Annotated in this window: 12 protein-coding genes and 1 pseudogene; 1 reads left to right on the top strand and 12 read right to left on the bottom strand. The window is 72.5% G+C overall.

Features of this window, described 5'->3' with window-relative positions; genetic code table 11:
• The 3 genes and pseudogenes from J7E86_RS28995 to J7E86_RS28985 form a co-directional block, all read right to left on the bottom strand.
• On the bottom strand, positions 1 to 1,507 hold a 1,507-nt coding region (locus tag J7E86_RS28995; protein ID WP_215085787.1), incomplete at its 3' end, for an AAA family ATPase.
• A 292-nt stretch (positions 1,508 to 1,799) separates the two neighbouring features.
• The gene (locus J7E86_RS28990) at positions 1,800 to 2,006 is read right to left on the bottom strand and encodes a hypothetical protein (RefSeq protein ID WP_215085786.1); all 207 of its coding nucleotides are present in this window, start codon (positions 2,004 to 2,006) and stop codon (positions 1,800 to 1,802) included.
• Between the two features lie 460 nt (positions 2,007 to 2,466).
• Positions 2,467 to 2,747, bottom strand: a pseudogene (locus J7E86_RS28985) (acylphosphatase).
• Between the two features lie 180 nt (positions 2,748 to 2,927).
• Between J7E86_RS28985 and J7E86_RS28980 the strand changes: the two are divergent.
• Positions 2,928 to 3,866: a CAP domain-containing protein gene (locus J7E86_RS28980; RefSeq protein WP_308312765.1), complete on the top strand. Its 939-nt coding sequence runs from the start codon at positions 2,928 to 2,930 to the stop codon at positions 3,864 to 3,866.
• Here the strand turns inward: J7E86_RS28980 and mutM are convergent.
• From mutM to J7E86_RS28935, 9 genes are all read right to left on the bottom strand, one after another.
• On the bottom strand, positions 3,860 to 4,777 hold the full coding sequence (mutM, locus tag J7E86_RS28975; RefSeq protein WP_215085789.1) for a bifunctional DNA-formamidopyrimidine glycosylase/DNA-(apurinic or apyrimidinic site) lyase: 918 nt from the start codon (positions 4,775 to 4,777) through the stop codon (positions 3,860 to 3,862). The two genes, J7E86_RS28980 and mutM, sit on opposite strands and share 7 nt — an antisense overlap.
• A gap of 106 nt (positions 4,778 to 4,883) precedes the next feature.
• Positions 4,884 to 5,717: a ribonuclease III gene (gene rnc / locus J7E86_RS28970; protein WP_215085784.1), complete on the bottom strand. Its 834-nt coding sequence runs from the start codon at positions 5,715 to 5,717 to the stop codon at positions 4,884 to 4,886.
• Positions 5,718 to 5,736: 19 nt separating this feature from the next.
• Entirely contained in the window at positions 5,737 to 5,910 is a 174-nt protein-coding gene (gene rpmF, locus J7E86_RS28965; protein ID WP_030087884.1) for a 50S ribosomal protein L32, read from the bottom strand.
• 2 nt (positions 5,911 to 5,912) lie between these two features.
• Positions 5,913 to 6,509 carry a DUF177 domain-containing protein gene (locus J7E86_RS28960; protein WP_215085783.1) on the bottom strand — a complete coding sequence of 199 codons (597 nt, stop codon included), beginning with the start codon at positions 6,507 to 6,509 and terminating at the stop codon, positions 5,913 to 5,915.
• 180 nt (positions 6,510 to 6,689) lie between these two features.
• Positions 6,690 to 7,784, bottom strand: a complete 1,095-nt coding sequence (locus J7E86_RS28955) for an ATP synthase F0 subunit B (protein WP_215085788.1) — start codon at positions 7,782 to 7,784, stop codon at positions 6,690 to 6,692.
• Positions 7,785 to 7,882: 98 nt separating this feature from the next.
• Positions 7,883 to 8,392, bottom strand: a complete 510-nt coding sequence (gene coaD / locus J7E86_RS28950; protein WP_215085782.1) for a pantetheine-phosphate adenylyltransferase — start codon at positions 8,390 to 8,392, stop codon at positions 7,883 to 7,885.
• A complete protein-coding gene (rsmD, locus tag J7E86_RS28945; protein WP_215085781.1) occupies positions 8,389 to 8,988 on the bottom strand; it encodes a 16S rRNA (guanine(966)-N(2))-methyltransferase RsmD in 600 nt (199 codons plus the stop codon). The genes coaD and rsmD overlap by 4 nt, the downstream gene beginning before the upstream one ends.
• 121 nt (positions 8,989 to 9,109) lie before the next feature.
• Entirely contained in the window at positions 9,110 to 11,272 is a 2,163-nt protein-coding gene (gene recG, locus J7E86_RS28940) for an ATP-dependent DNA helicase RecG (protein ID WP_251019833.1), read from the bottom strand.
• 204 nt (positions 11,273 to 11,476) lie between these two features.
• Positions 11,477 to 12,606: DAK2 domain-containing protein (locus J7E86_RS28935; RefSeq protein ID WP_215085779.1), on the bottom strand; the 1,130-nt coding region annotated here is incomplete at its 5' end.

Raw genomic sequence — 12,606 nt, 5'->3', positions numbered from 1 at the left:
CACCCGTGCCGTCCTTGCGGCGCAGGCCGAGCGCCAGCGCGTCGCGGCGGGCCGCCATGGCCGCACGGCGGCGCTCGGTCGTCGTCGCGGCCTCGCGGGCCTCGCCAAGGGCCGTCTCGGCGGCGGCCAGCTCGCGCCGGGCCTCCTCGTGGCGGGCGGACAGTTCGGCGTCGTCGGCGTCGAGCCCCTCGACCTCGGCCCGCCGGAGCTCGTACTCCTCCCCCGCGACGGCGGCCCGTTGCACGGCCTCGTCGCGGGCGGCGGCCAGCCGGCCGATCTCGGCCTGGGCGGACGCCGCCCGGCCGCGGGCCGCGGTGACCTTTCCGTGCAGGCGGGCGAGGCCCTCCCGGTGGTCGGCGATGGCGCGGGCGGCGTCCCGCAGCCGCCGCTCCTCCTGCGCCAGCCGGCGCTCCAGCTCGGCCCGGTGCTCGGAGGTGTCCTCCAGGGCCCGGCCCGCCGCCTCCAGCGCGGCCTCCAGCTCGGCCTCCTGCTCGCGGACGCGCGCGGCCTCCCGCTCCAGGTCCTCGGGATCGCGGCCGCGCCGCTCCTCGCCGGGTGCCGAGGTCGCGCTCGTGACCCGCTGGTCGGCCAGGCCGATGGTGCCGCGCACCCGCTCGGCCAGCCGCGACAGCTCGTACCAGGTCCGCTGTGCCTCGGCCAGGCGCGGGGCGAGGGTCCGCACCTGCTCCTCCAGCGCGGCCTCGCGCTGTGCCGCCGCGCGCAGTTCGGCCTCGGCGGCCTCCTTGCGGGCCTTGAGCGCGGCCTCGTCGGCGAGCTCCGCTCGCAGAGCCTCGCGCAGCGTCGTCAGGTCGTCGGCGAGCAGCCGCAGCCGGGCGTCGCGCAGGTCGGCCTGGATGACCGCGGCCCGGCGCGCGACCGCGGCCTGCCGGCCGAGCGGCTTGAGCTGCCGGCGGAGCTCATCGGTCAGGTCCTGCACGCGGGCGAGGTTGGCGCGCATCGCGTCGAGCTTGCGCAGCGCCTTCTCTTTGCGTTTGCGGTGCTTGAGAACGCCCGCGGCCTCCTCGATGAAGGCGCGGCGGCCCATCGGGTCGGCGTGCAGGACCGAGTCGAGCTGGCCCTGGCCGACGATGACGTGCATCTCGCGGCCGATGCCGGAGTCGGAGAGCAGTTCCTGGATGTCGAGGAGGCGGCAGGTGTCGCCGTTGAGCTGGTACTCGCTGCCGCCGTTGCGGAACATCGTCCGGGTGATGGTCACCTCGGCGTAGTCGATGGGCAGCGCACCGTCGGAGTTGTCGATGGTCAGCGAGACCTCGGCGCGGCCCAGCGGCGGACGGCCGGTCGTCCCGGCGAAGATGACGTCCTCCATCTTGCCGCCGCGCAGCGACTTGGCGCCCTGTTCACCCATGACCCAGGAGAGGGCGTCGACAACGTTGGACTTGCCCGAACCATTGGGGCCGACAACACAGGTGATCCCGGGTTCGAAGCGCAGGGTCGTCGCGGAAGCGAAGGATTTGAACCCGCGCAGGGTCAGGCTCTTGAGGTGCACGCGGGAGGACTTTACCGCCCGGCCGGCTTCCACCGCCGTCCCGGCACGGGAGTCCGGGGACCTCGTCCGGGGGATCCCCGCCGTGCCGCTCGCTTCGATTTTGGTTTCACCCGGGAAGGCGCAGGGCACATCAGTCGTGAGGGGGGCGAAAGAAAAATCGGCCGGAACCGGCGGGCGATACGACGATCGGACAGCGCGCATCGGATACGACGAAGGGACGCCTGGGGCGTCCCTTGCAACTCTCAAGCGGCTGACAGTGCAGCCCGACCAAGCCCCCGGGGCAGGTGCATGGTCAGGCGAGCGCAGGCTCCGCCTGGGATACGTCGATGCTGTCGAGCAGCGAGTCGCCGTGGTGAGCGGCGGCAGACAGCGCGTCGTTTTCCGCCTGCATCCGAATGAGCTCGGATTCCAGGTCCTGGACACGCTGCTGAAGCCGTCGCATCTCGGAGAGGACTCGGGGGTCGGAGCCGCCGACGTAACCGAGAAGCGCCTTTGCCATGATGGATGGTCCTCCACAATGAGTGACCGACCGAAGCGGTGTGGGTCGTGAGGGATTCGCACCCGCGGTGTCTGTCATCGCTACTGTGTTCAATGCCAAACAGCTAAGGTGCGCGGGGCTTCCAGAGTCTCACCAAAAAGTTTGACGGTCAACACGATCACACCCCGTATCGGCAGGCGTCCCAAGGGTGCGCGGCGCTTCGAGAGCGGCGGCGTCCGACCCGGGGCCCGGAGGGGCGTGGAGATCATCCGTTGAGTTGCAGCCTTCCACGGCGGGGCCGTCTTGGCAACCATCAGGGAATTTCTGCCTTCTGAATATGCCACTGACATATCGATAAGGTCATCGGAGCCCACGGCACCCGGTTCTTCACGGGGTTCCGCATGTCCCCCGCCGACCCTTTCGAAGGTTGGATTCGTTTTTTTGATCGGAAACGACCGGACCGCGGAACCGCCCCGGGAGTTCAGCGAATCTCGAAACCGTCATAGCCGCCCCGCGGCACGGCCCACAGTTCGGTGACGCCGTCGCCCGGCCGGGCGTGTCGCCGGCCCGCAGCCAATCGAGCAGATGTTCGCAATCCTCGCGCACGCCCTCCGCGACCACCTGGACCCGGCCGTCGGCGAGGTTCGAGGCGAAGCCGGCCAGCCCTCCGATGCGCAAGGCGTTCTCGCGGGTGAACCATCGGAAGCCAACACCCTGCACATGGCCACGCACCCAGGCCGTCAGACGGACATGTTCGTTCATGTCTGCACGCTAACCGGCCAATTGCATACGGAGCACTTCGACCCCATCCCTATTGCCGTACAGTCGCCGCTCGACAGGTCGCCCCCGTACGAGTGACGCACGATGACGCCGAGCACGTAAGGAAGGCAGCGGATGGGTCGCCATCGACGCTCTGCCCCTCAGACCCCTGGTTCCACCGCGGTGAGGTCACGCACGCCCGGGGCTCCCCCCGGGCGCCGGACGGCCGACCCGGGTCCCCCTTACGAGCCCGACGGCCCGGCCGACGCCGGACGGCATCGCGAGACGCGCGGGCGCGCGCGGACGCCGCTGCGCAACGGGCTGCTGGGCGCGTCCGCCGCCATGGCGATGGGCGTCGTCGCCGTGGCCTCGGGTCTCTTCTCCGGCGGCGACACCGTCCAGCTCGGCAGCGGTCCCGGCGTGGGCGGCCCCAGCGGGCAGGTGCGCGCGGACGACCCCCCTGCGGTGGAGGACGCTCCCGCCCGGCCACCGGCTCCGGCACCGGCCCGGGGCGGCACTCCGGTGAGCCGGAGCGCCGGACGCCCGGACACCCCCTCGACGCCGTCCGGCACCCCGAGCGAGGCACCGTCCGCGTCCCCGAGCGCCCCGACGGGCGGTGAGGGGGCCGGCTCCGGCCACGACGTCCGCGCCGCCCCGAGCCCGGCCGCCACGACTCCCGCTCCCGCCTCTTCGGCTCCCGCCGCGGAGCCCGCGCCCACCGGCGCGGCCGAGGCGGACACGCTCCGCGCCACACCGGTGAGCCAGGTACTCACCCTGGTCAACCAGGAGCGGGCGAAGGCGGGGCTGCGGCCGCTGACGGCCAGCGGCCGGCTGACCACGCTGGCCCAGTCCTTCAGCGACGACATGGCCCGCCGCGGCTTCTTCGCCCACACCGACCCGGACGGCAGGACGCCCTGGGACCGCGCCGCCAAGCGCGGCATCGGCAATCTCGGCGGCGAGAACATCGCCCGGGGCCAGGTGGACGCCCGCGCCGTGATGGACGCCTGGATGCGCAGCTCGGGCCACCGGGCCAACATCCTCAACCGCGAGTACCGAACCCTCGGCATCGGGGTGAGCTCCGGTTCCGGCGGCCCTTGGTGGACGCAGGACTTCGGCTACTGAACCGGCGGCAGCGCCCGCCCCGTACGGCCCGTGGTCACGCGCGGCGGGCGCTGGCAGCGCGGGCAGAAGTAGCTGGAACGGTTCATCCAGGGGCGGCGGCGCATGGCCGTGCCGCAGCGGCGGCAGGGCTCGTCCTCGCGCCCGTACGCGTCCAGCGACCGGTCGAAGTAGCCGGACTCGCCGTTCACGTTGACGTAGAGGCTGTCGAAGCTGGTGCCGCCGACGGCGAGGGCCTCGTTCATGACCTCGCGGATGTGGGTGAGCAGCTCGGCGCCGCGCGGGCGGGTCAGCGTGGCCGTGGGGCGGTCGTAGTGCAGCCGGGAGCGCCACAGCGCCTCGTCGGCGTAGATGTTGCCGACGCCGCTGATCAGCGACTGGTCGAGCAGGGCCCGCTTCACGGTCGTGCGGCGGCGGCGCAGCGCGGCGTGGAACGCGTCCTCGTCGAAGGCGGGGTCCAGGGGATCGCGGGCGATGTGCGCGATGACATCGGGGAGGCCGTCCGGGTCGACGGCCACGGTGTCGTGGAGCGACAGGCCGCCGAAGGTGCGCTGGTCGACGAAGCGCAGTTCGGTGGGGGTGGCGTCGGCGAAGCGGACGCGGATGCGCAGGTGTTTCTCGGTGGGGGCGTCGTGCGGCTGGACGAGCAGCTGGCCGCTCATGCCGAGGTGGGCCAGGACGGACCGTCCGGCCGGGCTGCCGTCGGGTGCTTCGAGGGGCAGCCAGAGGTATTTTCCGCGGCGCCGCGCGGTGCCGAGACGGTGGCCGGCCAGCTGGGCGGCGAAGTCGTCCGGGCCGGCGAGGTGCCGGCGGATCGCGCGCGGGTGCAGGACCGACACCTCGGCGACCGTGCGCCCGCAGATCCAGCGCTCCAGACCGCGTCGTACGACCTCGACCTCGGGCAGCTCGGGCACGGTGCGGTACTCCTTCGGAGGGTTCGCCACGGTTTTCGCGCCCCCCGGGGCGCGGTTGTCCTGAAGGGCCGGCCGGGCCGGCCCTTCAGGACGTCACGCGTACGCGTCAGTGCGACGCGCCCTGCACGCCGTCGGCGGGCTCGGGCGTGACCGGAGCCACCGGATCGGCGGCGGCGTCGGCCTTGGCCGCCGCCTGTGCGGCGGAGGCACGGTCCTCGGCCGCCTGATGGATGGCGCGCCAGGCGGCTTCCGCCGCCTGCTGCTCCGCTTCCTTCTTGCTGCGGCCGGTGCCGGTGCCGTACGCGACACCACCGACGCGGGCAGCAGCCGTGAAGGTCTTCTCGTGGTCGGGCCCCGTCTCGGAGACGAGGTACTCCGGGACGCCCAGCCCCTCCGTGGCGGTGAGCTCCTGGAGGCTGGTCTTCCAGTCCAGGCCCGCACCCAGGTTCGAGGACTTCTCGATCAGCGGATCGAAGAGCCTGTGCACCAGTTCGGCGGCGGCTTCGAGACCCTGGTCCAGATAGACCGCCCCGATCACCGCCTCCAGGGTGTCGGCGAGGATGGATGCCTTGTTGCGACCGCCCGTGCCCTCTTCACCGCGGCCGAGCCGGATGAAGGAACCCAGGTCGAGCCCGCGGCCGACCTCGGCCAGCGCACGGGAGTTGACCACCGCGGCCCGCAGTTTGGCCAGCTGGCCCTCGGGCAGGTCGGGGTGGATGCGATAGAGCGTGTCCGTGACCACCAGGCCGAGCACGGAGTCCCCGAGGAACTCCAGCCGCTCGTTGGTGGGCAGCCCGCCGTTCTCGTAGGCGTAGGAACGGTGAGTCAGCGCACGCACCAGAAGGGCGGTCTCGAGTCTGTACCCGAGCCGCCCTTCCAGAAGCGTGTGAGACGAGGCCGTGTCCGCCGGCGCCTTCTTCGGCGTAATGGCGTCTGACATGGAGCCTGTCACCCGCCGATCAGACCTCGAGGACCTGGCGCTTGTTGTAGGTGCCGCAGCTGGGGCACGCGATGTGCTGCAGCTTCGGCTCGTGGCAGCTAGCGCATGCCACCAGGGTGGGGACCGCAGCCTTCCACTGCGACCGGCGGTGGCGCGTGTTGCTGCGCGACATCTTCCGCTTCGGAACAGCCACGGCTACTTCTCCTGTGAGTCATCCCCGTTGGAACGGGGTGCGTTGTCCATCTCGCGGTCCTGGTCTGAACCGGCGAGTCCCTGCAGTGCCGCCCAACGAATGTCGACGGACTCGTGGTGGTGGTCCGGGTCGTCCGCCAGCCGCGCTCCGCACTCGGAGCACAGGCCGGGGCAGTCTTCCTGGCACACCGGCTGCAGCGGCAGTGAGAGCACCACCGCGTCCCGCAGCACGGGTTCGAGGTCGATCAGATCGTCCTCGAGGAAGAGCGTGTCCTCCTCGTCGTCCTCGGCGTCGTCGTCCGTGTCCGCGGTGCGGCTCCGGGCGTCGGCGTCGGGGTAGGAGTACATCTCCTGGAAGTCCGCGTCGAGCTCTCGCTCCAGCGGCTCCAGACACCTTACGCACTCCCCTGTCAGCGGTGCACGGGCGGTACCCGTTACGAGCACACCTTCCATGACCGATTCCAGACGGAGGTCAAGCTCCACCGTCGCGCCCTCGGCGACCCCGATGACCTCGATGCCGAGATCCGCGGGGGCCGGGATGGAGCGGGAGACCTTCTTCAGCGCACCGGGTCGCCGACCCAGCTCACGTGTGTCGAACACGAGAGGGGAACGGTGATCGAGGTGGGCGTTCAGGGCTTCCTGCTTTCTACGCTGCGGTGACGGGCTCCCATCGACACCGGAGGCGTCGCGGGCAGCCCTGATCGCGAATGCACACGCGACCGAAGAGCCAGGATACTGGACGGGTCGCCGTAGACCCAATCGGCCACCGAAGGGCGCCGGTCAGCGCCCCTGCTCGTACCTGCGGAGCTGGTCGAGGTCGATCATGCTCGTGTCGAAGAGACTGGTCTCGTCGAGCTGAGGCTGCCGGGAATCGTGGGCCTGGTGGGGCTGCTGCGGTTCCTGATGACCCGGCCCGGGGGCATAGCCGCCGTGCGGGGCGTAGCCGTCCGTGGCGGCCTGCGCGGGCCAGCCGTAGGGGTCGTGCTGGACGTAGCCGCCCTGGGCCGCGTAGGGGGCCGCCCCGGCCTCGTAGGACTGGTAGGCGTACGGGTCCGGCTGGTAGCCGGCGGTCGCGTAGTAGTCCTGCTGTGCGGGCGGCTGCGCGGGGACGGCCGGTGCCGGGGGCGCGGCGGGTTCCCGGGGGGCCGCCAGCTCGGCGAGGAAGTCGGCGTCGCTCGTGCGGTGGCCCGCGGGCAGGCCGTCCTGGGCCGCCATGTGGGCGCCGAGCTCGTCGGCGGGCCGGGCGCCCAGGAGCTTCTGCCGGCCCTTGCCGACGGCCTCCAGGGTCTTGGCCAGGACGGCGGCGACCGCGCCGAGCTTGGCGTCCACGTAGGCGTCGGCGCGCTGCCGCTGCGTGCGGGGGTCGGCGCTGGGCTCCGGTACGTCGTCGGACGGGCCGTCGGGGTCCGGGGCGTCGTAGCCGTCGGCTCCGGCCCGGTTCAGCAGCTTCTCGCGGCCGCGGTCGACGGAGCCGAGGGTCTTGGTGAGGACGACCTCGAAGTTGGCGAGCTTGCTGTCGACGTAGTCGTCGGCCTCGGCGCGGATCTCCTCCGCCTCCCGACGGGCGGCCTCCAGGATGCGGTCGGCCTCCTCCTGGGACTGCCGGGCGACCTCGGTGTCGGAGATCAGCGAACCGCGGTGGGCGCGGGCGGACTCGATGATCCGCTCGGCCTCCTCGCGGGCGTCGGCGACCAGTTGCTCCCGGCCGCCGATCAGCTCCTGGGCCTGGGCCAGGGAGCCGGGCAGGGCGGCCCGCAGCTCCTCCAGGAGGGCGAGCAGCTCGGCCCGGTTGATGACGCAGGAGGCCGACATGGGCATGGACCGGGCGCCGGCGACGGTCGTGACGATCTCGTCGAGCTTCTTCTGCACGTCCACCTTGACGCTCGCCACTTCTTCCGACGGTTGGGAACGAACGGGGTCGACTGTACGGCCAGTCGCCCCCGCCCGGCACCCGCTGACCCGGTGTCAGCCCCTCAGCGGTCGCCGAGCCGTTCGGACAGCGCTTCGAGCACCAGCGGCGGCACCAGGTGGGAGACGTCGCCGCCCCAGGCCGCGACCTCCTTGACCAGGCTGGAGGAGAGGAAGCTGTAGGTGGGGTTGGTGGGGACGAACAGGGTCTCCACACCGGAGAGGCCGTTGTTCATCTGGGCCATCTGCAGCTCGTAGTCGAAGTCGCTGACCGCCCGCAGCCCCTTGACGATGGCGGGAATGTCGCGCTGCTTGCAGAAGTCGACGAGCAGGCCGTGGAAGGACTCCACCTGGACGTTGCCGTACTCGGCGGTGACCTGGCGGAGCAGGTCTATCCGCTCGTCGACGGTGAACAGGCCCTGCTTCGACTGATTGATCATCACCGCGACGTGCACGACGTCGTACAGCCTGGAAGCGCGGGCGATGATGTCGAGGTGTCCATTGGTGACGGGGTCGAACGACCCCGGACAGACGGCGCGGCGCAACGGTGGTTCCTCGCTCTCCGGTCCATTCATGACGTGCTCGGCGATCCCTCTGCGGTGCACGTCGAGGCGGCGCGACCGTACCAAAGCGTCCCCTCGCCGTAACGACGGGCCCTCAGTGGCTCGAAGCCGTCCGGCCAGGGGAATTCCCCGCCTCTGGTGCTCCGCTCCACGGTGACGAGCGCGTCGTCGGCAAGCCAGCCCTGGGTGCGGAGTGTGAGGAGGATCTCGCACAGCGCGTCGTCGGCCACCGCGTAGGGCGGGTCGAGGAAGATCACGTCGTACGGGTCGGTGGGCGCCGGCCCGGCGAGGACGTGCTCGGCCTTGCCGGCCCGGACCTCGGCGCCCGGCAGGCCCACGGCGCGGACGTTGTCGCGGATGACGCGGACCGCGCGGGCGTCGGCCTCGATCAGCAGGACGTGCGCGGCGCCGCGGGAGAGTGCCTCCAGGCCGACCGCGCCGGAGCCGGCGTACGGGTCCAGCACGCGGGTGCCCGCGAGGGGGCCGTACAGCGACTCCCAGGTGGAGAACAGGCCCTCGCGCGCCCGGTCGGAGGTCGGGCGGGTGCCGGTGCCGGGTGGCACGGCCAGGCGGCGTCCGCCGGCGGTGCCGGCGATCACGCGGGTCATCGGTCCTCAAAGCCCTTCGCGGTGGGTGACGGTGCGGCGGCCCGCGTCCGGGCGGCCGCCACCCCATCAGCCTAGGGCGTCGGTGCCGACTCGGCCCCGCGCGGTCGGGCTCCGGCCCTTCTCAGCCCTTTTCCAGATACCGCTCCCGCTCCTTGTCCAGCAGGGCGTCCAGGGCGGTGCGCAGCTCGGGCAGCCGCTCCAGCTCCGGGTCGGCGGCGACGACCGCCGCGGCCTCCTCGCGGGCGGCGGCGATGACCTCCTCGTCGTCGATGACGGTGAGCATCCGCAGGGACGAGCGGACCCCGGACTGGGCCTGGCCGAGGACGTCGCCCTCGCGGCGCTGTTCCAGGTCGATGCGGGAGAGCTCGAAGCCGTCGAGGGTGCCGGCGACGGCGGTCAGCCGGGACCGCGCCGGGCTGCCCTCGGGCATCTCGCTGACCAGCAGGCACAGGCCGGGTGCGGAGCCGCGGCCGACGCGGCCGCGGAGCTGGTGCAGCTGGGAGACGCCGAACCGGTCCGCGTCCATGATCACCATGGCGGTGGCGTTGGGGACGTTCACGCCGACCTCGATGACGGTGGTGGCCACCAGTACGTCGACCTCGCCGGCGGCGAAACGGCGCATGACGTCGTCCTTGGCGTCCGGCTGCATCCGCCCGTGCAGCACCTCCACGCGCAGGCCGCTCAGCGGCCCCCGGCCGAGCTGCGCGGCGATGTCGACGACGGCGAGCGGTGGGCGCTTCTCGGCCAGGTCCTCCGCGGTCGGCTCCTCCTGGCCGGACGTCGTCTTCCGCGCGCTCGCGGTGGTGTCCTCCTCGTCGCCGATGCGCGGGCAGACCACGTACGCCTGATGTCCGCCGGCGACCTCCTCGCGCACCCGCTCCCACGCGCGGGCCAGGAAGTGCGGCTTGTCCTTGGCGGGCACGACGTGGGTGGCGATGGGCGAGCGGCCGGCCGGGAGCTGGTCGAGGACGGAGGTCTCCAGGTCGCCGAAGACGGTCATGGCGACGGTCCGCGGGATCGGCGTGGCCGTCATCACCAGCAGGTGCGGCGGCTGCTTGCCCTTCGAGCGCAGGGCGTCGCGCTGCTCGACGCCGAAGCGGTGCTGCTCGTCGACGACGACGAGGCCCAGGTCGTGGAACCGCACCTTGTCCTCGATCAGGGCGTGGGTGCCGATGACGATGCCGGCCTCGCCGGTGACGAGGTCGAGCAGCGCGTGCCGGCGGGCGGCCGCGCCCATGGAGCCGGTCAGCAGCACCACCTTGGTGCCCTGGTCGGCGCCGCCGAGCAGGCCGCCCTCGGCGAGCTCGCCCATCATCTCGGTGATGGACCGGTGGTGCTGCTGGGCGAGGACCTCGGTGGGGGCGAGCATCGCGGCCTGACCGCCCGCGTCGACGACGCCGAGCATGGCACGCAGGGCGACCATGGTCTTTCCCGAGCCGACCTCGCCCTGCAGGAGGCGGTGCATGGGGTGTTCGGTGGCCAGGTCGTCGAAGATCTCCGCGGAGACCTTGGTCTGGCCCTCGGTGAGGGTGAAGGGCAGCTTCGCGTCGAAGGCGTCGAGCAGGCCGCCGGCCGCGGGCTTGCGGGCGACGGCGGGCAGCTGGCCGTCCGCGTGGCGGCGGCGGGCGAGGGCGACCTGGAGGACGAACGCCTCGTCCCACTTCAGGCGGGACCGGGCGTCCTCGATGTCGGCCTTGGAGGCGGGCCGGTGGACCTTGCGGAAGGCGTCGGCGAGCTCGGTCAGGCCGCGGCCCTCGCGCAGGGCGGGGGGCAGCGGGTCGACGATGTTCTGCCATCCCTGGGCCTCGAAGAGGTCCAGGAGGGTGTCGAGGGCCTTGGTGAGCTTCCAGGACTGGAACTGCTTGCACGCGGGGTAGATCGGCAGCAGCCGCCCGGCGAAGGACTCGGCGGCGTCGGCGCCGCTCTCCTTGTCCAGGAGTTCGTAGTCGGGGTGCAGGAGCTGCCGGGTGCGGTTGAAGACGGAGACCTTGCCGGCGAACATGCCGCGCCGGCCGGGGATCAGCTCCTTCTCCCGCGCGTAGGCGCCCCGGCCGAAGAAGACGAGGGTCAGGGAGCCGCTGCCGTCGGTGACGACGACCTCCAGGCGGACGCCCTTGCCGTGGTTGAAGGTCTTCATGGCGGCCTTGGCGACCTGGGCGACGACCGTGACGTGTTCGTCGAGCGGCAGGTCGGCGAGGCGGGTCAGCTCGCCGCGCTCGGCGTAGCGGCGCGGGTAGTGGTGCAGCAGGTCGCCGACCGTGTGCAGGTCGAGGTGCTCGGCCATCACCTTCGCGGTGTTGCCGCCGAGGATCTTCTTCAGGGGTTCTTCGAGCTGCACTGTGTCTCCAGGGCCAGCGCCACGGGTCTCCGGCTGGGTCCGGGGCGGTCCCCCCGGGTGTCGCGTGTCGAGCGCGGACACGTGGTCCATTGCACACCATGGGTGTGACAGAAAGCCCTGAGGCGGCCCGGGAGGGATCCGCGACCGGTGCTATTCGATGCCGATGAGCAGGGGTGGCGACTGCTGTCCGCCGCGGTAGACGACCGTGTCGACGGCCAGGTGTCCGCCGCGTACGTGCCGCTCCAGGCGGTCGGCGACGGTGTCGGGGACGCCGGCTCCCAGCACGAGGGTGACCATCTCCCCGCCGGCGGCGAGCATCCGGTCGAGGACGGTCTCGGCGGTGGCGGGCAGTTCGGAGCCGATGACGGCGACGTCGCCGTCGATCAGGCCGAGCACGTCGCCGGCCTGGCAGACGCCGGCCATGGTCCAGGACTGCCTTTCGGCGACGGCGAGCTCGGCGTAGCGGGTGGCGCCGGCGGCGGAGGTCATGGCGACGACGTCCTCGTCGAAGCGGCGGCCGGGTTCGTGGACGGCGAGCGCGGCGATGCCCTGGACGGCGGCACGGGTGGGGATGAGGGCGACGCGGACGCCTTCGAGGCGCGCCTGTTCGGCGGCGGCGGCCGCGGTGTGGCGCAGCTCGGGATCGTTGGGCAGGAGGACCACTTCGCGCGCGTGCGCGCGCCGGATCGCCTCGACGAGCTCTCCGCTGGCGGGCGGCTCGCCCGGCCGGGCCGCCACGACGGTGGCCCCGGCCTCCGCGCAGAGGCCGGCCAGTCCCTCGCCGGGGACGACGGCGACGACGGCGCGCTGTACGGGTTCGCGGGTGCGGTCGGCCCGGGTCGTGCCGCAGGAGCCGAAGTGGGTGATGCGGACGCGGTACGGGCGGCCGGCGTCGATGCCGGCCTCGACGGCGGCTCCGGCGTCGTCGACATGGACGTGGACGTTCCACAGGCCGTCGCCGCCGACGACGACGAGGGAGTCGCCGAGGGCGTCGAGGCGCGTGCGCAGCCGGGCGACGGCGGCGTCGTCGGCCTCCAGGAGGTAGATGACCTCGAAGGCGGGTCCTCCGGTGCCGGGGAGGTCCGGGTGCTCGCCGGTCTCCTGCGCGTGCTCCGGGCGCGGCCACGCGCGCGTGCCGCGTCCGGGGGCCGGGGCGCGGCCGGCCGTCGTCTCTCCCGACAGGGTGCGGGCGAGGGCGCCCAGCACCTCGACGAGGCCGAGGCCGCCCGCGTCGACGACGCCGGCCCTGCCGAGGACGTCGAGCTGGCCGGGGGTCATCG

The sequence above is a fragment of the Streptomyces sp. ISL-11 genome (assembly GCF_018614525.1).
Lineage (GTDB): Bacteria > Actinomycetota > Actinomycetes > Streptomycetales > Streptomycetaceae > Streptomyces.
This window is presented reverse-complemented; position numbering and strand designations above follow the sequence as displayed.

Coding starts and splice junctions, on each gene's coding strand:
- rsmD (WP_215085781.1), bottom strand. CDS start 8,988: ATGACCCGCGTGATCGCCGGCACCGCCGGCGGACGCCGCCTGGCCGTG.
- coaD (WP_215085782.1), bottom strand. CDS start 8,392: ATGAATGGACCGGAGAGCGAGGAACCACCGTTGCGCCGCGCCGTCTGT.
- J7E86_RS28990 (WP_215085786.1), bottom strand. CDS start 2,006: ATGGCAAAGGCGCTTCTCGGTTACGTCGGCGGCTCCGACCCCCGAGTC.
- rnc (WP_215085784.1), bottom strand. CDS start 5,717: ATGTCAGACGCCATTACGCCGAAGAAGGCGCCGGCGGACACGGCCTCG.
- recG (WP_251019833.1), bottom strand. CDS start 11,272: ATGGCCGAGCACCTCGACCTGCACACGGTCGGCGACCTGCTGCACCAC.